This is a genomic window from Pararhodobacter sp., assembly GCF_034676545.1.
Classification (GTDB): Bacteria; Pseudomonadota; Alphaproteobacteria; order Rhodobacterales; family Rhodobacteraceae; genus Pararhodobacter.
The window spans coordinates 122,164-144,398 of sequence record NZ_JAUCBZ010000015.1; the positions used below are offsets into that span (position 1 = coordinate 122,164).

23 protein-coding genes, 1 pseudogene and 2 riboswitches are annotated in these 22,235 nt (G+C 65.9%); of the genes and pseudogenes, 22 read left to right on the top strand and 2 right to left on the bottom strand.

The window, feature by feature from the left end; genetic code table 11:
- Positions 1 to 29 precede the first annotated feature (29 nt).
- Positions 30 to 256, top strand: a riboswitch (cobalamin riboswitch).
- Between the two features lie 75 nt (positions 257 to 331).
- From VDQ28_RS03930 to cobJ, 7 genes are read left to right on the top strand one after another with little or no spacing between them, the layout of a single operon-like run.
- Positions 332 to 709: a DUF1636 domain-containing protein gene (locus tag VDQ28_RS03930; protein WP_323034694.1), complete on the top strand. Its 378-nt coding sequence runs from the start codon at positions 332 to 334 to the stop codon at positions 707 to 709.
- Positions 706 to 1,743: a cobalamin biosynthesis protein CobW gene (gene cobW, locus VDQ28_RS03935; RefSeq protein WP_323034695.1), complete on the top strand. Its 1,038-nt coding sequence runs from the start codon at positions 706 to 708 to the stop codon at positions 1,741 to 1,743. The genes VDQ28_RS03930 and cobW overlap by 4 nt, the downstream gene beginning before the upstream one ends.
- Positions 1,744 to 1,765: 22 nt before the next feature.
- Positions 1,766 to 5,020: a cobaltochelatase subunit CobN gene (gene cobN / locus VDQ28_RS03940; protein ID WP_323034696.1), complete on the top strand. Its 3,255-nt coding sequence runs from the start codon at positions 1,766 to 1,768 to the stop codon at positions 5,018 to 5,020.
- Positions 5,010 to 6,137 carry a cobalamin biosynthesis protein CobG gene (locus tag VDQ28_RS03945; protein ID WP_323034697.1) on the top strand — a complete coding sequence of 376 codons (1,128 nt, stop codon included), beginning with the start codon at positions 5,010 to 5,012 and terminating at the stop codon, positions 6,135 to 6,137. The genes cobN and VDQ28_RS03945 overlap by 11 nt, the downstream gene beginning before the upstream one ends.
- Entirely contained in the window at positions 6,138 to 6,767 is a 630-nt protein-coding gene (locus VDQ28_RS03950) for a precorrin-8X methylmutase (protein ID WP_323034698.1), read from the top strand.
- The gene (cobI, locus tag VDQ28_RS03955) at positions 6,764 to 7,483 is read left to right on the top strand and encodes a precorrin-2 C(20)-methyltransferase (RefSeq protein WP_323034699.1); all 720 of its coding nucleotides are present in this window, start codon (positions 6,764 to 6,766) and stop codon (positions 7,481 to 7,483) included. Before VDQ28_RS03950 ends, cobI begins: the two co-directional genes overlap by 4 nt.
- Entirely contained in the window at positions 7,480 to 8,226 is a 747-nt protein-coding gene (cobJ, locus tag VDQ28_RS03960) for a precorrin-3B C(17)-methyltransferase (protein WP_323034700.1), read from the top strand. Before cobI ends, cobJ begins: the two co-directional genes overlap by 4 nt.
- An 80-nt stretch (positions 8,227 to 8,306) precedes the next feature.
- Here cobJ and VDQ28_RS03965 read toward each other — a convergent pair whose 3' ends face one another.
- Positions 8,307 to 9,038 carry a cobalt-precorrin-6A reductase gene (locus tag VDQ28_RS03965; protein WP_323034701.1) on the bottom strand — a complete coding sequence of 244 codons (732 nt, stop codon included), beginning with the start codon at positions 9,036 to 9,038 and terminating at the stop codon, positions 8,307 to 8,309.
- On the opposite strand from VDQ28_RS03965, the pseudogene cbiE reads away from it, so the two are divergent.
- The 12 genes and pseudogenes from cbiE to VDQ28_RS04025 all read left to right on the top strand — a co-directional run bounded on the left by cbiE (position 9,037) and on the right by VDQ28_RS04025 (position 17,754).
- Positions 9,037 to 10,247: pseudogene (cbiE, locus tag VDQ28_RS03970) on the top strand (precorrin-6y C5,15-methyltransferase (decarboxylating) subunit CbiE). The gene VDQ28_RS03965 and the pseudogene cbiE sit on opposite strands and share 2 nt — an antisense overlap.
- Complete coding sequence (locus VDQ28_RS03975; RefSeq protein ID WP_323034702.1) at positions 10,229 to 10,591, top strand: cobalamin biosynthesis protein; 363 nt, start codon at positions 10,229 to 10,231, stop codon at positions 10,589 to 10,591. The pseudogene cbiE and the gene VDQ28_RS03975 overlap by 19 nt, the downstream one beginning before the upstream one ends.
- Entirely contained in the window at positions 10,588 to 11,373 is a 786-nt protein-coding gene (gene cobM, locus VDQ28_RS03980) for a precorrin-4 C(11)-methyltransferase (protein WP_323034703.1), read from the top strand. The genes VDQ28_RS03975 and cobM overlap by 4 nt, the downstream gene beginning before the upstream one ends.
- A complete protein-coding gene (locus tag VDQ28_RS03985; protein ID WP_416349350.1) occupies positions 11,370 to 12,689 on the top strand; it encodes a cobyrinate a,c-diamide synthase in 1,320 nt (439 codons plus the stop codon). The genes cobM and VDQ28_RS03985 overlap by 4 nt, the downstream gene beginning before the upstream one ends.
- Positions 12,686 to 13,408 (top strand): uroporphyrinogen-III C-methyltransferase, encoded by a 723-nt coding sequence (gene cobA / locus VDQ28_RS03990; protein WP_323034704.1) that lies wholly within the window; start codon positions 12,686 to 12,688, stop codon positions 13,406 to 13,408. Before VDQ28_RS03985 ends, cobA begins: the two co-directional genes overlap by 4 nt.
- The gene (locus tag VDQ28_RS03995) at positions 13,405 to 13,722 is read left to right on the top strand and encodes a DUF1636 domain-containing protein (RefSeq protein WP_323034705.1); all 318 of its coding nucleotides are present in this window, start codon (positions 13,405 to 13,407) and stop codon (positions 13,720 to 13,722) included. The genes cobA and VDQ28_RS03995 overlap by 4 nt, the downstream gene beginning before the upstream one ends.
- A gap of 76 nt (positions 13,723 to 13,798) precedes the next feature.
- Positions 13,799 to 13,997: riboswitch (cobalamin riboswitch) on the top strand.
- A gap of 34 nt (positions 13,998 to 14,031) precedes the next feature.
- Complete coding sequence (locus VDQ28_RS04000; RefSeq protein ID WP_416349351.1) at positions 14,032 to 14,196, top strand: CbtB domain-containing protein; 165 nt, start codon at positions 14,032 to 14,034, stop codon at positions 14,194 to 14,196.
- A 22-nt stretch (positions 14,197 to 14,218) separates the two neighbouring features.
- On the top strand, positions 14,219 to 14,962 hold the full coding sequence (locus tag VDQ28_RS04005) for a CbtA family protein (protein WP_323034706.1): 744 nt from the start codon (positions 14,219 to 14,221) through the stop codon (positions 14,960 to 14,962).
- 8 nt (positions 14,963 to 14,970) lie between these two features.
- Complete coding sequence (gene cobF, locus VDQ28_RS04010) at positions 14,971 to 15,732, top strand: precorrin-6A synthase (deacetylating) (RefSeq protein WP_323034707.1); 762 nt, start codon at positions 14,971 to 14,973, stop codon at positions 15,730 to 15,732.
- 585 nt (positions 15,733 to 16,317) lie between these two features.
- The gene (locus tag VDQ28_RS04015; RefSeq protein WP_323034708.1) at positions 16,318 to 16,755 is read left to right on the top strand and encodes a hypothetical protein; all 438 of its coding nucleotides are present in this window, start codon (positions 16,318 to 16,320) and stop codon (positions 16,753 to 16,755) included.
- 81 nt (positions 16,756 to 16,836) lie between these two features.
- Positions 16,837 to 17,247 (top strand): curli-like amyloid fiber formation chaperone CsgH, encoded by a 411-nt coding sequence (gene csgH / locus VDQ28_RS04020; protein ID WP_323034709.1) that lies wholly within the window; start codon positions 16,837 to 16,839, stop codon positions 17,245 to 17,247.
- Between the two features lie 105 nt (positions 17,248 to 17,352).
- Entirely contained in the window at positions 17,353 to 17,754 is a 402-nt protein-coding gene (locus VDQ28_RS04025) for a hypothetical protein (RefSeq protein ID WP_323034710.1), read from the top strand.
- A gap of 56 nt (positions 17,755 to 17,810) precedes the next feature.
- On the opposite strand, the gene VDQ28_RS04030 is transcribed toward VDQ28_RS04025, so the two are convergent.
- On the bottom strand, positions 17,811 to 19,067 hold the full coding sequence (locus tag VDQ28_RS04030; protein ID WP_323034711.1) for a glycerate kinase: 1,257 nt from the start codon (positions 19,065 to 19,067) through the stop codon (positions 17,811 to 17,813).
- A gap of 232 nt (positions 19,068 to 19,299) precedes the next feature.
- On the opposite strand from VDQ28_RS04030, the gene VDQ28_RS04035 reads away from it, so the two are divergent.
- The 3 genes from VDQ28_RS04035 to VDQ28_RS04045 are packed head-to-tail and all read left to right on the top strand — an operon-like array spanning position 19,300 to position 22,099.
- Complete coding sequence (locus VDQ28_RS04035; RefSeq protein ID WP_323034712.1) at positions 19,300 to 20,829, top strand: benzoate-CoA ligase family protein; 1,530 nt, start codon at positions 19,300 to 19,302, stop codon at positions 20,827 to 20,829.
- Entirely contained in the window at positions 20,826 to 21,665 is an 840-nt protein-coding gene (locus VDQ28_RS04040; RefSeq protein WP_323034713.1) for an alpha/beta hydrolase, read from the top strand. The genes VDQ28_RS04035 and VDQ28_RS04040 overlap by 4 nt, the downstream gene beginning before the upstream one ends.
- Complete coding sequence (locus VDQ28_RS04045) at positions 21,656 to 22,099, top strand: DUF309 domain-containing protein (protein WP_323034714.1); 444 nt, start codon at positions 21,656 to 21,658, stop codon at positions 22,097 to 22,099. The genes VDQ28_RS04040 and VDQ28_RS04045 overlap by 10 nt, the downstream gene beginning before the upstream one ends.
- The last annotated feature ends 136 nt before the right edge of the window (positions 22,100 to 22,235 follow it).

The following is a 22,235-nucleotide window of genomic DNA, read 5'->3' on the forward strand; positions in this document are numbered from 1 at the left end:
CTTCCTTGCTTGACTAAATCGCCCTCGCGGCGCATGTCCTCGGGGCTGGTGCCTGTTATGTGACAGGTGAAAAGGGAATGCGACAGGGGACAATTTCAACCCCCAAAGCGCAGCCGCCCCCGCGACCGTGACCGGAGAGGTCGCCCAACGCCACTGACCTGATGGGTCGGGAAGGCCGGGCAACCGCAGAGGACCCCCTTGGGGGCGACCTTGAAATCCGCAAGCCGGGAGACCTGCCAGCCGAGACACGATCGACCGGACGGGGTGTTCTGGTGACGGGTTTGGGCCTTGCCCGCCCCGCGCTTGCCCCGTTCCAAGCCAGAGGACGCGCATGAGCGAGACACTTGAACTGCTGATCTGCGTGACCTGCCGCCTGCTCGATGCACCGGCCGATCCCGACCGGCCGCGCCCGGGCCGCGTGTTGGCCGACGCGCTGCAAGGCCAGATGCCCGCGGGCGTCACCCTGATTGAAACCGAGTGCCTGTCGAACTGCAAACGCGGCTGCACCATCGCCCTGCGCGGCCCCGGCCGCTGGACCTATGTCTACGGCGACATCGACCCCGCGCAGGCCCCGATCATTGCCGAGGGCGCACAGAAATTTCGCGACGCGCCACAGGGCCTCGTGCCCTGGCGCGACCGCCCCGAACACTTCCGCAAACATTGCATAGCCAGAATCCCACCGCTTGTTCCGCCGCTGGAGGCCCCATGACCACGCTCAACAAAACCCCCGTCACCGTCATCACCGGCTTTCTCGGCTCTGGCAAGACCACGTTGATTTCCCACCTGATCCGCAACGCCGGTGGCCGCCGGCTTGCCGTGGTGGTCAATGAATTTGGCACTTTGGGCGTCGATGGCGAGATCCTGAAATCCTGCGCGATCCCCGATTGCCCGGCGGAAAACATCGTCGAGCTGGCCAATGGCTGCATTTGCTGCACCGTCGCCGATGACTTTGTGCCCACCGTCGAGGCGCTTCTGGCCATGCAACCGCCGCCCGATCATATCCTGATCGAGACCTCGGGCCTTGCGCTGCCGAAACCCTTGCTCAAGGCGTTCGATTGGCCCGCGATCCGCAGCCGCATCACCGTGGACGGCGTGATCGCGCTCGCCGATGCCGAGGCCGTCGCCGCGGGTCGTTTCGCCCCCGATCTGGCCGCCGTCGAGGCCCAGCGTGCCGCCGATGACAGCATCGACCACGAAACGCCCCTGTCAGAGGTGTTTGAAGATCAGATTTCCTGCGCCGATGTCATCCTCCTCACCAAATGCGACCTCGCCGGAGCCGAGGGCATCGCCAAAGCCCGCGCGGTGATCGCCGCCGAATCCCCGCGCCCGATTCCGGTCGTCGAGATCACCGAGGGCGTGATCGACGCCGCCGTGATCCTCGGCCTCAATGCCGCCGCCGAAGACGACCTTGCCGCGCGCCCCTCGCACCACGACGGGCATGACGACCACGAGCACGACGATTTCGACACGATCATCGTGCAACTGCCCGAAATCGACGACCTCGCCGCCTTGACCGCCAAAATCGAGCAAATGGCGCGCGATCTCGATATCCTGCGCGTCAAAGGTTACGTTGCGGTAAAGGGAAAACCGATGCGCGCCCTTGTGCAAGCCGTCGGCGCCCGCGTGCGGCACCAGTTTGACCGCCCGTGGAACGCCGCCGAACCACGCGTCACCCGCCTCGTGGTGATCGCCGAGCACGACCGTATCGACGCCGCCAAGATCCACGCCGCCTTGGGGGTCTGACCCCCAACAGGGAACCCGCGCCATGCATGTCATCTTCCGCGAAAGCCACGGGCTTGAGGAAACGGCAACGCCGACCGATCTGGGGCAGACGCCCGCCGATCTGGTGGTGCTGTCCTTCTCCGATTCCGATCTGGGCGCTTTCGCGGCGGGCTGGAAACGCAGCGCCGGCACCCTGCCGACCCTGCGCCTCGCCAATCTGGCGGCGCTGAAACATCCGCTTTCGGTTGATACCTACGTTGAAAACACGCTGGCGGGCGCAAAGGGCATCCTGATTCGCCTGATCGGCGGCGTGCCTTATTGGTCGTATGGCTTGCAACAGGTGCAGGCCCTCGCCCAGCGCCACGGCATTGCCTTGGCCGTTCTGCCCGCCGATGGCCGCCCCGATACGCGCCTCGATGACCTTTCAACCTTGCCGGTCTCCACCCTGCGCCGCCTCCAGCATCTGTGCGACCAAGGCGGCGCGGTGGCCGCCCAGGCCGCCCTGCAGCAAATGGCGCTGGCGGCGGGGCTTTATGCCGCCCCGGTGCGCGGCGTGCGCGCCTTGCCCGAGGTTGGCGGCTGGACCCCGCAGGGCATCACCTGCCCCGCCGCGCTGTCATTCGGCACCCGCCCGCGCATCGTTTTAACCTTCTACCGCGCCTATCTGACCGCCGCCGATACCCAGCCACTAGACGCCATATCGCAGGCGTTTGACGCGGCAGGTTATGACGTGGTCGGCCTGTTCGCGCCGTCCCTCAAGGCCCCCAACGCACGCGGCTGGTTGCGCCGCTGGGTCAAGGCGCTGGCCCCGGTCGCCGTGGTCAACGCCACCGCTTTTTCCGCGCAGGGCGAGGGCGGCACGCCACTGGACGCGGGCGGCGTGCCGGTGTTTCAGGTGGCGCTGGCCACCAATGACCGCAAATCCTGGGCCGAGGCCGAGCGCGGCCTCTCGCCCGCCGATCTTGCGATGCATGTCGTGCTGCCCGAGGTGGACGGTCGCTTGTTCGGCGGAGTCGTCAGTTTCAAGGACACTGGCGCGCGCGACCCTGACCTGCAATTCACCCGGCTTGAGCACCGCGCCGACCCCGCGCAAATCGCCGCTTTGGTCGATCAGGTTCTCGGTTGGGTGCGGCTGGCCACAACGCCGGTGGCCGTCCGTCGGCCTGCATTGGTGTTGTCCACCTACCCCGGAAAAACATGGCAAATGGCGCATGCCGTGGGGCTGGATGCTCTGGCCTCGGCCCGCGCGATTCTGGCCGATCTGGCGGCGCAGGGCTATGATGTCGAGGGCGTCGATCCGCGTGATCTGGAACATGCGAGCATCGCGTTTCCGGTTAATGATTACCTAACGCTGCAAGCCAAGCTCCCGGAATCCTTACGTTCTGTTTTGTCCCACGGTGGGACAGACTGCGGGACAGACTGCGGGACAGACTGCGGGACAGACCCCGATTTCCATGACGGGGCCTTTCATTTCAAGGCGCTGCGCGCCGGAAAAATCCTGATCGCCCTGCAACCCGAACGGGGCAATTTCAGCACCCGGGACGACGACTATCACGACCTCTCCCGCGCCCCCCGGCCCGCTTACGTCGCCTTCTATCTCTGGCTCGCCTCGCAAGCCGATTCACTGGTTCATATCGGCGCGCATGGAACGCTGGAATGGCTGCCCGGAAAATCCGTCGCCCTCTCGCCCGACTGCTGGCCCGCCGCCCTGACCCGCGGGTTGCCGGTGATCTACCCGTTCATCGTCAACGACCCCGGCGAGGCCGCGCAAGCCAAGCGCCGGATCGGAGCCGTCACGCTGGGCCACGTCCCGCCGCCGATGACCGTGGCCGACACCGGCGCGGGCATGGCAAGACTGGAAACCCTGCTCGATGAGTTCTCGAACGCCGACGGCCTCGACCCCGCCCGCCGCGACCGCCTGCAGGCCGGCATCCGCGAGGAAGCGCAATCGCTGGGCCTCGAGGACGAGCTGGGTCTGAACGCCGCGACATCCCTGGCCGAGGCGATCACCCGCATCGACCGCTTTGTCTGCGACGTCAAGGAAAGCCAGTTCGGCGACGGCTTGCATATCTTCGGCACTGGCGAGCATGGGGCGGCCGAATTGTCCGGCCTGCGCGCCGCCCTGTCCGGCCACTGGGTCGCCCCCGGCCCGTCCGGCTCGCCGTGGCGGGGCCGCCGCGATGTGCTGCCGACGGGCCGCAACCTGTTCACCACCGACCCCCGCGCCGTCCCCACCCGCGCCGCCTATGCCCAGGGCGTCGTGTTGGCCGAAGAACTCGTGCGCCGCCATTTGCAGGACCATGGCGACTACCCGCGCGGGCTGGTCGTCGATCTGTGGGGCAGCGCCACGATGCGCACGGCGGGCGAGGAATTCGCCATGGCGCTGCATCTGCTCGGCGCGCGGCCCCGATGGGATGACGGCTCGGGCCGGGTCGCGGGTGTTGAAATCCTGCCGATTGCCGAACTCAACCGCCCCCGGCTGGACGTGACCCTGCGCGTCTCCGGCCTGTTCCGCGATGTGTTCCCTGACCTCGCCGCGCTGTTCGGCACCGCCGTGCAGGCGCTGGCCGCCCGCGACGAGGCCCCGGATTGGAACCCCTACGCCGGCCGATCAGACCTTGCGCGCGTCTATGGCCCGACGCCCGGACAATACGGCATGGGCATGAACGACACCCCCGACACCTATACCGAGGACGCCCGCAAGCTGGCGGGCGAAGCGTGGCTCAAGGCCAGCAGTCACGCGCTGGACACGGATGTCAGCGACCCCCAAGGACTGGCCGCGCGGATGCAGAACGCGGATGCCTTTGTCCACCTGCAAGACCTGCCCGAAACCGATCTGCTGCTGGCCGCCGACTATGCCACGCACGAGGCCGGGTTCGCCGCAGCGCAAGCGATCACCGGCGGCAAGGCGGCGCTCTATCATCTGGATGCGCGCGATCCCCAAAACCCTCACGCCCGCACCCTGACCGAGGAAATCGCCCGTGTCGTGCGCGCCCGTGCCGCCAATCCGCGCTGGATCGACGGCATGATGCGCCACGGGTTCCGGGGTGGTGCGGAAATTGCCGCGACGCTGGATCATCTGGGGGCCTTTGCCCATCTCGCCGCGGCTGTGCCGCCGCAACTGATCGACCTCTATCATCAGGCCACGTTGGGCCGCGAGGACGTGCGCGAGTTTCTGAGCCGCGAGAACCCGCAGGCGCTTGCCGCGATGGAGGCCCGCTTTGCCGCGCTGCATGCCGCCGGGCTTTGGGTGACACGGCGGAACTCGATTCTGGCGAGCCTGACCCATGAGCTTTGAGGTCAAAGGCTGGTGCCCCGGCGCGCATCGTCCGATGATGTCGGGCGACGGCTATGTGGTGCGGGTGCGCCCCCGGTTGGGGCGGTTGACCGCCCGGCAAGCAATGGGTCTGTGCGCGGCGGCCTTGCGGCATGGCGCGGGCCTGATCGACGTGACGAACCGGGCGAATATCCAGATCCGGGGGGTGGCAGAGGGGGCCTGGCCCGCGTTGATGCGTGATCTGGGGGCACTTGATCTGCTGGACGAGGACGCCGACACCGAGACCCGCCGCAATATCATGGTCACCCCGGATTGGGCGCTGGGCGACGACACGCACCGCCTCGCCACGGAACTGCTGGCGCGGTTGGCCGAATTGCCGCCCCTGCCGCCCAAGATGGGCTTTGCGATTGACGCGGGCGCGGGGCCGGTTCTGGGCGAGATCTCGGCGGATTTTCGCATCGAACGTGGCACCGGGGGCGGGCTGATCCTGCGGGCGGATGGTCGAGAGCTTGGGATGCCGCTGGCACCGGGGGCCGAGATCGACGCGCTGATCGGCTTGGCGGCGTGGTTTGTTGCCTCGCGCGGGGTCGAGGCGGGGCGGATGGCGCGCCACGACGCTCCGCTGCCCGGTTGGGCGCAAGGAACAGAGCGCCCGGCCAACCCCGGCACGCCGCTGCACGTCGGACCGCATGCCTTGGGGGCGGCGCATGGCCTCGCATTCGGCCAGATCCGGGCGACGGATTTGGCGAACACCCTGCACGACAGCAACGCCGTGGCCCTGCGCGTGACTCCGTGGCGGATGCTGATCCTCGAAGGCGGCGAACCGGGACCACGCGACGGCCTGATCTGGACGCAAGACAGCCCGTTGATGCGCACCGATGCCTGCCCCGGCGCGCCCTTTTGCCCGCAGGCCAGCGTGGAAACCCGCGCCTTGGCGGCACGTCTTGCGCCTGTTGCAAAAGGCCGTCTGCATGTGTCGGGCTGCGCAAAAGGCTGCGCGCGCAAGACCGCCGCAGAGACGGTGGTGATCGGTAACGCCGGACGTTTCGACATCGCTTTTACCGCCCGCGCGGGCGATACACCTGCGCTGCGGGGCCTGACCCTGACTCAAATCCTTGACCATTTCGGAGCCGCCTGAATGCCTTATACCTATGAAACCGACGGCGCCGCGATCTATCGCCAGTCTTTCGCCACGATCCGCGCCGAGGCTGATCTGGCGCGCTTTGACGCCGACGAGGAACAGGTCGCCGTGCGCATGATCCACGCCGCCGGCATGGTCGGGCTGGAGGAGTTCGTGCAGTTCTCGCCCGGTTTCATGGCCGCCGCGCGCGGCGCTCTGGAGGCGGGTGCGCCGATCCTGTGCGACGCCTATATGGTGTCCGAAGGCGTCACGCGGCCACGTCTGCCCGCGAACAATGAGGTGATCTGCACCCTGCGCGACCCGGTGGTTCCGGCTATGGCCAAGGAGATGGGCAACACGCGGTCAGCGGCGGCGCTGGAGCTGTGGCGGCCGCATCTGGCGGGGGCGCTGGTGGCAATTGGCAATGCGCCGACGGCTTTGTTTCACCTGCTGAATATGCTTGAGGACCCCGATTGCCCGCGCCCGGCGGCGATCATTGGTTGCCCGGTGGGCTTTGTCGGCGCAATGGAGAGCAAGGATGCGCTCTGGGAGGCGCAGCCGGTGCCAAGCGTGATCGTCAAAGGCCGTCTGGGCGGCAGCGCGATCACCGTCGCGGCAATCAACGCCATCGCGAGCCGCAAGGAATGAGCGGCACGGTTCATGGCGTGGGTCTGGGGCCGGGGGCGGCGGATCTGATGAGCGTGCGCGCGGATCGTCTGGTGCGCGGCGCGCGGCATGTGGCGTATTTCCGCAAGGGCGGGCGGCAGGGTCAGGCGCGGCGGATTGTCGAGGGAATGCTGCGCGCGGATGCCGTGGAGTTTCCGATGGAATACCCGGTAACGACCGAGATCCCGCTGGAAGATCCGCGCTATGCGGTTGCTCTGGCCGGGTTCTATGCCAAATGCGCCGCGCATCTGCGCGGGCTGGCCGAGGGCGGCGCGGATGTTGTGGTGCTGTGCGAAGGGGATCCGTTTTTCTATGGCTCGTTCATGCATTTGTTCACGCGGCTCAAGGATGACGTGCCGGTGCAGGTGGTGCCAGCGATCACCGGCATGTCGGCGGCCTGGACGGCGACGGGCGCGCCGATCACCTGGGGCGATGACGTGTTGACAGTGGCCCCGGCCACCTTGAGCGAGGCGGAACTGACCCGCCGGATCGCCGAGACCGACGCGCTGGTGGTGATGAAAATCGGCCAGAACCTGCCCAAATTGAAACGCGCGATTGCGGCGGCGGGGCGGATGGAGGCGGCGTGGCTGGTGGAATATGCGGCGATGCCGGAACAGCGGGTGATGCCTTTGGCTGAGGCTGAAACCGCGCCGTATTTCTCGATTGCGATTCTTCATGGAGAGGGGCGCAGACCATGACCGGCTGGGTGGTGATCGCCGGGCTGGGGCCGGGCAGCGACGCGATGGTGACGCCTGAAGTGCGCGGCGCCTTGGCGCAAGCCACGGATATCGTGGGGTATATTCCCTATGTCGCCCGAGTGGCACCGCGTGAGGGCCTGACGCTGCACGCCAGCGACAACCGCGTGGAGATCGACCGTTCACGGCATGCCTTGGCGATGGCGGCGGCAGGGAAACGGGTGGTTGTGGTGTCCTCGGGCGATCCGGGGGTGTTTGCCATGGCTTCGGCGGTGTTCGAGGCGCTGGAGGCCGGGCCAGAGCATTGGCGTGCGCTGGAAATCCGCGTGTTGCCGGGAATCACGGCGATGCTGGCGGCGGCGGCAGCGGCGGGTGCGCCACTGGGCCATGACTTTTGCACCATCAATCTGAGCGACAATCTGAAACCCTGGGCGCTGATCGAGAAACGCCTGCGTTTGGCGGCAGAGGCCGATTTCGCGATGGCGTTCTACAACCCGCGCTCGAAATCCCGGCCAGAAGGCTTTGCGCGTGCGCTGGAGGTGCTGCGCGAGGCGTGTGGCGATGCGCGGCCGGTCCTGTTTGCGCGGGCGGTTTCGACACCGGACCAGGCGTTGCGGATCGTGCCGCTGACCGAGGCCACGCCCGAGATGGCGGATATGCGGACCATGGTGATCGTGGGATCCTCGACGACGCGGATCATCGACACACCGCGCGGGCCGATCCTGTATACGCCGAGGTCGGTGTGAGCGTCGCAAGGGGGCGTTGCCCCCCTCGCCGCTGCGCGGCTCACCCCCCAGAGTATTTTGGGCAAGATGATGTCAGGGTGTCACGCGGTCACAAACGCCAGCACATCGGCCAGAGTGTGGGTCTCTTGGCGCGGCGGCAGGAGAGGGCGCTCGATCATCAGGACCGGCAGGCCGAGGACGCGCGCGGCCTGAAGTTTCGAGAGAGAGCCGGTGCCGCCGGCGTTCTTGCTGACCACGAGGGCGATCTGGTGGGTCTGCATCAAGGCGCGGTCGGCCTCGGCGCTGAACGGGCCGCGATCGATGATCACGGTGTGATGCGGCAAGGGCGGGACCTCGGTCGGGGCATCGACGAGGCGCAGAAGGTAGTTGTGCTGGGGTTGCGCGGCGAACTGCGCCAAGTGCATCCGGCCAATCGCCAGCATGATGTTTTGCGGCGGGCCGGACAGGGCAGCCACGGCGGCGGCCATGTCGGGGACTTGGTGCCACCTGTCGCCGGGTCCGGGTTCCCATTTTGGGCGGGTCAGGGCAATGAGCGGCACGCCGGTTTCCTGCGTCGCGGCCACGGCGTTGGTGCTCATTTGCGCGGCGAACGGGTGTGTGGCATCCACCAGATGCGTGATCTGCTGGTCGCGCAGGTATTGGATCAGGCCGGGCACGCCGCCAAAGCCGCCGATGCGCACCGGGATGGGCTGCGGTTTGGGGCGCTCGACGCGGCCCATGTAGGACAGGGTCGCGGGAATGTTTGCCTCGGCGAGAGCGCGGCACAGGGCGCTGGCTTCGGTGGTGCCGCCAAGGACAAGGATGTTTGGCATGGGTGAGGCTCCGCGCGTGTTACCGTGGCTGGTGATTGTTGGCCTGGGCGAAGATGGACTGGATGGGCTGCCGCCTGCAAGCCAAGATGCGCTGGCCGCGGCGGACGTGGTGATGGGCGCGGCGCGGCATCTGGCGCTGCTGCCGGGGTTGACGGCGGAGCGGGTCGAGTGGCCGGTGCCCTTTGCCGAGGGCGTGCCACGCCTGCTGGCCCTGCGCGGGCGACGGGTGGTGATGCTGGCCAGTGGCGATCCGTTCTGGTTCGGGGCGGGCACGGTTCTGGCGCGGCATCTGGAGCCGGGCGAGTGGGTCGCCTATCCGGGGGCGTCGGTGTTTTCGCTGGCGGCGGCGCGGTTGGGCTGGGGGCTGGAAGGCGTGGCGTGCCTTGGCCTGCACGCGGCCCCTTTGGCACGGCTGCGGCGGATCTGGCACCGGGGTTTCGGGCGATTGTGACGCTGCGCGATGGGGCAGCGGTGGCGGATCTGGCGGGCTATCTGGTGGCCGAAGGGTTCGGCGAGACGGCGCTGACTGTGCTGGAGACTTTGGGCGGCCCGCGTGAACGGGTGCGGCGGGTGACGGCGGCGGAGTATGCGTTGGGCGATGTGCAGCATCCGGTTGCCTGTGCGCTTGAGGTTCAGGGCGCGGGGGCGGTGATGGGCCGGGCCTCGGGGCTGGCGGATGACTGGTTCGCGCATGACGGGCAGATCACCAAGCGCCCGGTGCGGGCGTTGGCGCTGTCGGCCTTGGCGCCGCATGCGGGTGAAATGTTGTGGGACATCGGCGCGGGCTCTGGGTCGATCAGCGTTGAATGGTTGTTGCGCGCGGCCAGCACGCAGGCGATCGGCTTTGAGGCGGACCCGGTGCGGGCGGCGCGCGGGCGCGAGAATGCGGCACGGCTGGGGGTCGAGCGGTTGCAGATCGTCGAGGCCCGCGCGCCCGAGGGGCTGGCGGGGCAACCTCTGCCCGATGCGGTATTCATCGGCGGGGGGCTGTCGCAGGGCTTGCTGGAGGTGTTGTTCGCGATGCTCCCCAAAGGCACGCGCTTGGTGGCCCATGCCGTGACCCTGGAATCCGAGGCCGTTCTGGCGCAATGGCACGCGGACAGGGGCGGCAGTCTGTTGCGCATCGAATTGGCCGAGGCGCAGGCTCTGGGCACGCGGCGCGGCTGGAAATCGGCCTATCCGGTGGTGCAATGGAGCGTCACGCTGTGATCGTCGCGGGGTTCGGGTTTTCCACGCGTGCTACCACCGAGTCGCTGCGCGATGCCTTGGCGATCACCGGGGTTTGCGTGGATGCGCTGGCCACTCTGGCGGATAAATCCGAAGCGCTGAAACCCTTGGCCGCAGAATTGGGCGTGCCGGTCATTGCGGTTGACGGCCCCCTGCCCGACACGCCGACGCAATCCCCCCGCAGCCTGAGCGCGCGCGGCATCGGCAGCGTCGCCGAGGCTTGCGCGCTTGCCGCCGTGGGCGCGGGCGGGTATCTGCGCGGCACCCGAGTCACCTCAGGCGACCATCTGGCCACCTGTGCCATCGCGCAAGGAGCACAAGAATGACCGTTCATTTCGTCGGTGCCGGCCCCGGCGCTCCCGATCTTCTGACCCTGCGCGGGCGCGATATCATCGCGTCCTGTCCGGTGTGCCTTTATGCCGGGTCGCTGGTGCCCGAGGCGATCCTGGGCCATTGCCCCGCGGGGGCGCGGATCGTGAACACCGCGCCTTTGTCGCTGGATCAGATCATGGAAGAGATCAGCGCGGCCCATGCCACGGGGCACGATGTGGTGCGGTTGCACTCGGGCGATCTGTCGGTGTGGTCGGCAATGGGTGAGCAATTGCGCAGGCTTCGCGCGCTGGGAATCCCCTATACCGTGACGCCGGGGGTTCCGTCTTTTGCCGCGGCGGCGGCGGCCTTGGGGACCGAGCTGACCTTGCCGGGCCTCGCGCAATCGGTGGTGCTGACCCGCACGCCGGGCCGCGCAAGTGCCATGCCCGAGGGCGAAACGCTGGCGAATTTCGCGGCGACGGGGGCAACGCTGGCGATTCATCTGTCGATCCACAATCTGGCGCGGACCGTGGCCGATCTGACCCCGGCTTACGGCGCGGAGTGCCCCGTGGCGGTGGTTTGGCGCGCGTCATGGCCCGAACAGCGCATTGTGCGCGGGACGCTGGCCAGCATCGAGGCGCTGATCGACGGCAGCATGGAACGCACGGCGTTGATCCTTGTCGGGCGGGCGCTGGGCGCTGAGGGGTTCGAGGAAAGCTGCCTCTATGCCACGGAATACGACCGAAGGTTCCGCCCACAATCGGCGGATTCGGTCTATGCGGAGAGCAAGGAATGAGCATGCCACAGACCATTCCCGGCCTGATGATATCCGCCCCCGCCAGCGGCACTGGCAAGACCACGGTGATGCTGGGCCTGTTGCGCGCGCTGTCCGAGGATGGTCTGGACGTGCAGCCGTTCAAGAGCGGGCCGGATTACATCGACCCGGCGTTTCATCGTGCGGCCTGCGGGCGGGCGTCGTTCAATCTGGATAGCTGGGCGATGGGTCCGGCTCTGCTGGACAGTATCGCCGCGCAGGCCGAGGGCGCGGATATTTGCGTCGCCGAGGGGTCGATGGGGCTGTATGACGGGGTGGCTTTTGCCGGGGCCTTGGGCCACGGCAGCAGTGCGGAAACCGCACGGCGCATGGGCTGGCCGGTGGTGCTGGTGGTTGATGTCTCGGGGCAGGCGCAATCGGCGGCGGCCACGGCGCTGGGCTTTGCGCGCTATATGCCCGATTTGCCGTTTGCCGGTGTGATCCTGAACCGTGTCGCCAGCCCCCGGCATGAACGCCTGACCCGGCTGGGCATGGAGGCGGCGGGGATCACGGTTCTGGGGTCTTTGCCCCGGCGCGGCGACTTGAAACTGCCGGAACGTCATCTGGGTTTGGTGCAGGCCGTCGAGCACCCCGATCTGGACAAAGCCATCGCCGATTACGCGACTTTCTTGCGCGAAAACGTCGACCTGGCTGCGATCAAGGCCGCCGCGCGGGGTGTGGCCTTGCCGCAGCACGGCGCTTTGCCAAACCCCCCGGCGCAGCGCATTGCCTTGGCGCAGGATGCCGCGTTTTCCTTTGTCTATCCGCATCAGGTGGCGGGTTGGCGGCGGGCGGGGGCAGAGATCCTGCCGTTTTCACCGCTGGCCGATGAAGCGCCCGATGCCAGCGCCGATCTGGTCTGGCTACCGGGCGGATACCCCGAATTGCACGCCGGAAAACTGGCCGCTGCGGCGAATTTCCGCGCGGGCTTGCGCCGCCACGCCGCATCCAAACCCATCCACGGCGAATGCGGCGGGTATATGGCGCTGGGTGAGGCGCTGATCGACAAAGAGGGTGTGCGGCACCAGATGGCGGGGCTGCTGGGTCTGGTGACCAGCTATGAGAAACGCAAGATGCATCTTGGGTATCGGCGGGCGGAATTGGTGGCGGCGATGCCGGGTTACGGCGCCGGGGCGGCGTTGCGCGGGCACGAGTTCCACTATTCGACGATTCTGGACCAACCCGACGCCCCCTTGGCGCGGGTCACGGATGCCGAGGGCGCAGCGGTCGTCGAAACCGGATCGTGGCGCGGCAACGTCACGGGGACGTTCTTTCACATGATTGCCGAGGATCTATGAGCGGGTTTGTCTCTTTTGTCGGCTCTGGCCCCGGCGACCCGGAGTTGCTGACGGTCAAGGCCGTCAACCGGCTGAAAACGGCGGATGCAGTGTTGTTCGATGACCTGTCAGCCGGGCCAATTCTGGACCATGCGCGCAGCGGGGCCGATCTGGTGGCGGTGGGCAAACGCGCGGGCCGCCCCTCGCCCAAGCAGGACCACGTCAGCCGGTTGCTGGTCGATTACGCGATGACCGGCGCGCGGGTGGTGCGGCTGAAATCGGGCGATCCGGGCGTTTTTGGACGGCTGGAAGAAGAGGTCACCGCCCTGCGCGCGGCGGGCATCGCCTTCGAGATCATCCCCGGCGTGACCTCGGCGGCGGCGGCGGCGGCGGCGGCGGGCATCCCTCTGACCCGGCGGCTAGAGGCGCGGCGCGTGCAATTTGTCACCGGCCATGACGTGACCGGCGGGTTGCCCGAGGATATGAACCTGCCCGCGCTGGCCGACCGGCACGCAACAACCGTGGTGTTCATGCCCAAACGCACATTTGCCAGCTTCGCGGCGCTGATCATCGGCGCAGGCCTGCCCGCCGACACGCCCGCGTTGCTGGCGGAAAACGTCAGCCACCCGGATCAACGACTGACCCGAACCACCGTGGCCGGTTTGGCGCAAGCCCTTGGCGCGCAAGACAGCCGCGCGCCCGCGTTGATCCTGTATGGTCCGTTGGCGGAGGGGGCATGATCGTCACCATCTGCCACAGTTGCCAGCTTGGTCGCGCAGGGTTCGCCGCAGTGCTGGAAAAGGCGCTGGGTGACGCGGGCCTGACGGCGCGGGTGCAAACCGTTGACTGCATGTCCGGCTGCACGCGCCCCTCGACGGTGGCGTTTCGCGAGACCGGAAAAACCGCTTATCTGTTTGGCGACCTGACCGACGCCGATCTGCCGGATTTGCTGACGTTTTGTGCCGCCTATGCCGCCTCGCCCGATGGGCGGTTCGCCGATGCGCGGCCGTTGGGTGGACTCAGGTTCAAGGCCATCGCCCGCATTCCCGGCTAAACCCGGACGCGACAGGCCCGCGTCGCAATCCGCCCCGTCGATGCCGCTATCAGCCTTGACCCTGTTCGGCGTTCCTGCGAGGGTAATCTTGTCAGGTGCCCCCGCTTTGGGGCTGAAACGGGAATGAGGTAAGGCACGCGCCGAAACCTCAGCCGCCCCCGCGACTGTAAGCGGTGAGTTGGTTGCCAAAGTGCCACTGTCCGGCGACGGATGGGAAGGTGGCAACCCGCAACGACCCGCGAGCCAGGAGACCGGCCTGACATCGGGACGACAACATACGCCGTCGGTGGGACGGCAAGGAGAGACGACATGAAGACGATGAATACCGCAAACACCCAGTCGATGCTGGCACCGGTTCTGGCGATGGCCGTGATCGGTCTGGCGGTGATGTTCTTTGCAGGCCACGCGCAATCCACGACGCTGCATGACGCGGCTCACGATGCGCGCCACGCAACCGGCTTCCCCTGCCACTGATCGGCGAGGGTCGCTAACACACATGTTTCAGAAATTGATGACCGGCGCGTTGATCGCCGGTGGAGCTGCTGGCGTGCTGGCAGCCTTTCTCCATTTCGCCTTTGTGCAGAATTATATCCTGCTGGGCGAGCGGTATGAATTTGGCGACGTGGTGCATTTTCAAACCACCCCCGCCGAAACCCATGCCCATGAAGCGCCTGGCGCCACGGCCCCCGTGGCCGAGGCTGGCGCCCATGATCACAGCCGCACCGCCCCCAGCGCCGAAAGCGATCTGTCGCGCGACGCGTTGACGGTGGCGTTCACGGTGGTTCTTTATGCGGCCTATGCCATGCTGTTGTTCGCCGCATTTGGCCTCGCCTCGCAATTCGGCGTCACCATTGGCACGACGCAAGGCGCGCTTTGGGGGCTTGCCGGGTTCGCCGCGTTCCAACTGGCCCCCGCGATGGGTCTGCCGCCGGAACTGCCGGGCACGGTCGCCGCTGATTTGAGCGCAAGACAGGTGTGGTGGTGGGGTACGGTATTTGCCACCGGGTTGGGCATCGCCATGATTGCCTATGGGCAATCGCTGGTGCTGGCGCTGGTTGGGGCCGCGGTGTTGGCCGCGCCGCATGTCATTGGCGCGCCGCATCTGGACGAATACTTCAGCTATGCCCCCGCTGAGGTCGGCGCGGCATTCTCGGCCCGCGTTCTGGGCGTCGGGCTGCTGGTCTGGGTGTTCATGGGGGCAGTGGCCGGGCGGCACTGGTCGCGCAGCCTCGCATCCTGAGCGGCACAATGATCGACATCGGCCTTATCGGGATCGGCACGGGCAACCCGGATCATGTGACGCTTGCCGCGATCAAGGCGATGCAAGCGGCTGACTTGGTCCTGCTACCCCGCAAAGGCGAGGACAAGGCCGAGTTGATCGACCTGCGGCGCGAGATTTGCGCCGCACATCTACCAGACCTGTCGCGGGTCGTCGAATTCGACCTGCCGGTTCGAGATGGGCGCGCCGAGTATCTCGATGGCGTGAATGACTGGCATGACGCGATCGCGGGCACATGGCTGCGCGAAATCCAGACCCATCTGCCGGGCGGCGGGCGCGTTGTGTTGCTGGTCTGGGGCGATCCGTCGCTCTATGATTCGACGCTGCGCATCACCGAGCGGCTGGCTCTTGGCGGGATGGCGGTCACAACGCGCGTGGTGCCCGGCGTGACCAGCCTGTCGGTGCTGACCGCCGCGCACGCCATCCCGCTGAACACGCTGGGCGCGCCCGTCCTGATCACCACCGGGCGGCGCTTGCGCGAAAACGGCTGGCCTGTGGATGCAGATGCGGTGGCGGTCATGCTGGATGCGGGCGGCGCGTTCAGCACGCTTGATCCATCGGGGCTTCATATCTGGTGGGGTGCCTATGTTGGAATGCCGCAAGAATCGCTGATCTCGGGGCCTTTGGCCGAGGTCGCGCAAACCATCCTGGATCGGCGTGCGGCCCTTCGTGCACAGCACGGCTGGATCATGGACATCTATCTGCTGCACCGCGCCCCACGCCAAGGCTGATCTTTTCCCGAACCCTTACCAGATTTCCCGCTGACGACGGCGATACAGCCGAACCGTCGATGTGGGACTCGATGGATTCCGAGTCGTTGAGTGGCGGGAATCGGGTCCAATCCTGACACGAACTCCTGATTCGGTCGGCGACTCATCTGCCGCTATCCGGGCAACGGCGGGTTTTCAGACGCGTCTCGCCTGACTTTGCCGCCTCATAGCCCTGCAATTCGATAACCAACGCGGCCAGAGCGGGCTTTGGGCCTGATTCACGCCCGGTTTGGTTTGCCAGACCAAACAAAACCTGTGCGACACCGCCCGGAACCGGCGGCGCGCCGAAAGTTGGCGAAAAGACAATTCATCGCTGTTTTTCAAGGTATTAACGCCGCAAATCCCCGCTTGTTATCGCATAACCAAGCCCCGGTTATCGCACTGCAAGGCGGTGTTTTTGTCTGACTGGGCGATGTTGGGCAGATTGAACTCATCGGAAGCGCAATCGCCACAACACAGACAGACACACCACGGTAAGCGCCCCCCGACACACCAAGACGACCCCTTTCAAACGGCGCTCACGCCACAACACATACGGAGAGACCCATGTTCCTCGCAAAAACCTTTAAAGCCGCCTCGATCGTCCTGATGATCACCGCAACCGCTGCCCCGGCCTTGGCTGGTGGAAGCCAGATCTGGATCGAGCAATACGGTGCAAACAACCAGATCGGTGGCGGTCAGTCGGGCTTTCGTCAGCGTCTGACGGTCATTCAGGACGGTCACGCCAACATCTCGATCAACACCCAGGACGGACGCCGCAATGAAGCCGCCGTTGGCCAGGTCGGCAGCCACAACATGGTGGACACCGACCAGCAGGGTCGCCGCAACAGCGTTGGCGTGGCGCAGTTTGGCTCTCACCACGATGCCACGGTTCGTCAGAATGGTCGCCGCAACGCCGCCGCGATTGTGCAGAACGGCTGGAACAACTCGTCCAGCGTGTCGCAGAACGGCTCGAACAACACCGTCGCCATCGTTCAAAACTGATCCCGCGATGGGTCACGGGGCCTCCCCCCCTCCCTGCCCCGTGACCCGCCTTTTCAGACCCACCCACCCCAGGAGATTATCATGCGAGCTCTTTCTTCCCGCCGCACCCCCGCCCTGATCGTGGGCTTGACCCTGGCCGGATTCACGGCCGCCGCTTGCGGCATTCCGGCCAGCAACGCCCAGACCTCGAACACCGATGCCGATGCCCCGGTGCGCTGCGAAATCTCGCTTGAAGCGCTGAGCGGCGGCACCATGATCGAAGGGCGCGTGTCCTCTCGAACCGCCGTCACGGGCACCTATGCCATGGCGATCACCAGCCGGAGTTCCGGCGGCACCTCGACCATTCGCCAATCCGGTGATTTCGAGGCCGCCCCCGGCGAAACCGCCACGCTCAGCGAAACCCGTCTGATGGGCTCCCCCGCCAGCCACAGCGTTGATCTGGAGGTCCGCGTCAACGGTCGCCGCCTGAGCTGCGATCAGACCAACCTCTGAGCCCGGTCGCGGCAGGGCAAACCCCTTGCCGCCGCCACCCTTCACAAAATCGTCTTTCACGATCCGTCGTTTTTCAAACTCAACCCTCTGCCAAGGAATTTAGCCATGAAAACCCTCGCTCTCGCCGCCGCTTTCGCCTCTGCCATCGCTTTGCCCATGGCGCCTGCTGTTGCCGGGTCCGGCGGTCAGGTCGCGATCAACGTCGCCCCCCGCAATGCCCAAGAGGCACAGGCCCTGCGCGTCGGTCTGGCGCTGTTTGCCCTGCATCAGGACATCGAGACCAACGGTCATGTCACGCAGCACGGTGTCAATAACGCGGCTGGCATTTATCAGGGCGGCCCGAACAACCGGGCGATCATTCACCAAGAGGGCCGCGGCCATGACGGGTCGATCAGCCAGACGGGTGGCAACAATGCCTACGGTCTGTTCCAGTTCGGCCAGAACACCTCGGGCCATGTTCAGCAAACCGGTGGTCAGTCGGGTCTGACCGTGCTTTTCGGCTGGTAAGCAAAACTCCTTTTTCACAAACGGGCGGGCCGCAGGGCTCGCCCATTTTCATGTGTTCAGGCGGTGATCAGAATGGCGCGAAAGTCGTTCACATTGGTCAGGGTTGGCCCGGTGATGATCTGGCCGTCGATTTGCGCAAAGAACCGATGCGCGTCGTTGATCGCCAGGGCCTGCGCCGGATCAATCCCTTTGGCGCGCGCCTGGGCCAGGGTTTCGGGGGAGATCACCGCGCCCGCCACCTCGGCCGCGCCGTCGACGCCGTCGGTATCGCAGGCCAGCGCATGAATGCCGGGCGCGCCGTTCAGGGCCAGGGCCAAGGCCAGGCAGTATTCGGCATTCGGCCCGCCAATCCCATTGCCGCGCCGCGTCACGGTGACTTCGCCGCCGGACAACAAGACAATCGGTGGATCGCCGGGCTTCATTGCCGCGCGGGCCGTCAGGGCGCGTTCCGCGTGGGACTTGGCCAGATCACGCGCTTCGCCCTCCAGCGCATCGCCGAGGATTTGCGGTGTGACGCCCGCCTCTTGCGCCAGCAGAGCCGCCGCATCGAGCGATTGCGAGGGTGCCGCGATGATCCGGTTTTCAACCCGGGACAGGCGCGGATCACCGGGCGCGATAACGCCGGTCGGGCGCTGCAAGGCGGCGGGAACACGGGCGGGCACGTCGATTTTCCAACGCTCCAGCACCGCACGCGCGTCGGCCACGGTCGCCGCGTCGCCCACTGTCGGGCCAGAGCCGATATCGGCCGGATCATCGCCCGGCACGTCAGAAATCATCAACGTCAGTATCCGCGCGGGATAGGCCGCCGCCGCCAGTTGCCCTCCCTTGACCCGGCTCAGGTGTTTGCGCACTGCGTTCATGCGGTCGATCGGCGCGCCCGAGGCCAGAAGCGCCGCGTTCACCGCTTGTTTTTCGGCCAGGGTCACGCCCTCGACCGGCGCGACCAACAAGGCCGACGCCCCGCCTGAGATCAGCGCGAGGACAAAATCGCGCTCGGACAATCCGTTCAACAAGGCCAGCATCCGCGCGGTGGCGGCAAAGCCCGCGGCGTCGGGCACCGGATGCGCCGCTTCGACGATCTCGATTCCCTGGCACGGGCGCGCATAGCCATAACGCGTGATCACCAGCCCCTCGCAAGGGCCCCAGACCTGCTCGACGGCTTCGGCCATCCGCGCGCTGGCCTTGCCCGCGCCGATCACCACCACCCGACCCGACGGTTTTGGCGGCAGGTGCTGCGCCAGCGCGCGCATCGGGTCCGCAACCGCAACCGCGCGATCAAACAGCGACCGCAGGAAATTGGGGGCGTCGGTCATGGTGATCCCTCGGGCAAGCTGACATGGGGTCGAGCGGCGCAATCATGGGCGTGCCCCTGTGTATCGACAACCCCAAAGCGAAGCGGTCTTCGCATCATGCATAAAATTGCATCAAGCGAAGTAATTTCTTGCGCCGACACCGATTTGTTGCATTATATAGCACATGCGGATGCAGCCTCGCTGCAAACGGCCGGGGGAGAGCGGCCGGAACCGCAACGGGAGGGAGACCGGGATGAACCAAAACGCAGCACTGTATTTCGTGGACCGCCACATTGCCGAAGGACGTGGGGCCAAAACCGCGTTTCGCGAGGCCGACGGCGACAAACGCAGTCTGACCTATGCGGAACTGGCCGAACAAAGCGCGCGATTCGCGGGGGCGCTGTATCGGCACGGTGTGCGCCGCGAGGAACGCATCGCGCTGATCGTGCGCGATCAGCTGGAGTTTCCGGTGGCCTTTTGGGGCGCGATCAAAGCGGGCGCAATTCCGGTGCCTCTGAACACGCTGCTTTCCGCGTCGGTTTACGAATCGATCCTGAATGACAGCCGCGCCACGATTCTGGTCGTCTCGTCGCAGCTTTGGGACACGGTGAAACCGGCGATCGAAGGCAACCGGTTCCTGCGCAGGGTTGTGGTGATCGGCGACTCCCCCGAAGGCACCGACAGCTTTGACGATTACATGCGGGGTGCCGACGCCGTGGAAACCGTCGATGCACAAGACGATGAACTGGCGTTCTGGCTGTATTCCTCGGGCTCGACCGGGGTGCCCAAGGGCGTGCGCCATATTCATTCCAGCCTCAAATCCACCGCGGATACCTTCGGCGCACAGGTCATGGGAATCTGCCCGGAGGATACCATCTATTCCGTGGCCAAGATGTTCTTTGCCTATGGGTTGGGCAACGCCATGTCCTTTCCGATGGCGGTCGGGGCGACAACGGTGCTGTTTGGCGGGCGACCGACGCCAGACGCGGTGTTGCAGATCATGGCGCAGGAAAAACCGACGATCTTTTGTGGGGTGCCGACCCTCTATGCCGCGCTTGTGGCCGAGCAAGAGAAAAAGGCCACCAAGCCCGAGCATTGCATCCGGCTTTGTGCGTCGGCGGGCGAGGCCCTGCCGCGTGACATCGGCCTGCGGTGGGAGGCCCTGTGGGGTGCGGAAATCGTCGATGGGGTTGGCTCTACGGAAATGCTGCACATCTTCCTGTCCAACCGCCCCGGCGATATTCAATATGGCACATCGGGCGTCGCGGTGCCGGGCTATGAGGTGCGCCTTGTGGACGAGCACGACGAAGATGTCGCCCCGGACGAGGTGGGCGAATTGCTGGTGCGCGGGCCGTCCAGCGCCGATGGATACTGGAACCGCCGTGACAAATCACTCTCGACGTTCCAGGGCCATTGGACACGGACCGGCGACAAGTATGAGCGCACCAAGGACGGGCGCTATGTCTATTGCGGGCGCACGGATGACATGTTCAAGGTCTCGGGCATCTGGGTCTCACCATTCGAGGTGGAGCAAGCCTTGATCGCTTTTCCCGGCATTCTGGAGGCCGCCGTTGTCGCCCGCGCCGATGATCAGGACCTCATCAAACCCGCCGCCTTCGTTGTGCTGAAAGAGGGCGCAAGCGTTGATACCGAGGCCCTGAAGGAGCACATCAAGTCCAAGATCGGCATGTGGAAATACCCGCGCTGGGTGTCAACGGTCGAGGAACTGCCGAAAACCGCGACGGGGAAAATCCAGCGCTACAAATTGCGAGATGTGAAATGAGCCTGGATTGGACCAAACACAGCGGCCAGATCGAGGCCGACGGCGTGCACCTGGAATGGGCGCGCTGGGGTGAGCTTGACGGCTCCAAGCCTGTCATCGTCATGCTGCATGAGGGGTTGGGCTGCGTCGCCCTGTGGCGCGAGACGCCCGCGCAAATCGCCACGGCAACGGGTTGCCCGGTTTTTGCCTATTCCCGCGCGGGGTATGGTCAGTCCGGCCCGGCCACCCTGCCCCGGCCGATTGACTATATGACCCACGAGGCGGTCAACGTATTGCCGGTGATCCTGGACGCGATCGGGGCCGAGCATTTCCTACTTCTGGGCCACAGCGACGGCGCGACCATTGCGGCGGAATATGCCGGGCGTGTCTCGGATGCGCGGGTTCGGGGGGTGATCCTGATGGCACCGCATTTCTTCACCGAACCGATGGGCCTTGCCGAAATCGAAAAGGCCCGCGCGGCGTTTGACGCGGGCGATATGGCCGCGCGGATGGGGAAATATCACCGCGACCCGGTGGCGACATTTCGCGGCTGGAATGACGCGTGGTTGAACCCGGAGTTCACAGCGTGGAACGTCGCCGATGTCATCGGCTATATTCGCGTGCCAGCGCTGGTCATTCAGGGGCTGCAAGATCAATACGGCACCCGCGCGCAGGTTGATGCCATCGCCGACGAGTCCTATGCGCCGGTTGAGGTGGAATTGCTCGACGACTGCCGCCATTCGCCGCATTTTGATCAGCCCGAGCGCGTGGTGGCGGCGATTGCCGAATTCACCACACGCTTGCGGCGAATCGAGGCGGCCGAACCCGAGTCCGCCGCCCATCCGGCATGGAGCTAGCCGCCGGACTTGTCACCCTGACCACCGCGCCGCATGTGCCGGGCCGTACGCCGCGCCCGGATGACGCCGTGTTTGCGCCGCTCAAGGCCTCGATTCCGGCGGCGGCTTCGGTCGCGGATCTGGCATCAGGTATCGCTTTCGCCGCCGGGTTCGAGGCCTTGGAAGCCGGGTATTACTGGGAAGCCCATGAAATATGGGAGCCGGTCTGGATGCGCCTGCCGCCCGCCAGCCGCGAGCGACATTTGCTGCAAGGCTTGATCCAATTGGCGAACGCCGCCCTGAAGCATCGCATGGGCAAAACGATTGCTTTTCGTCGCATCCTGGGGTTGGCTGATCACGAACTTGCAGAGGCGTTTCGGGCGCATGACGGTCTGCTGATGGGGAAAGACCGGGATTATATTGCGTCTTTGCGGCAGGCCATCGCACGGCAATAGTGCAATATAATGCAATATCCACCAAGCCAGCCATCGAATTTCAGCACTTTATGGCGCCGTACATCAAAATTAGATATTTACGCAACGCATGATTTGCACTATTGTGCAACTAGCTGCATCGTTGCTTTCCATACTC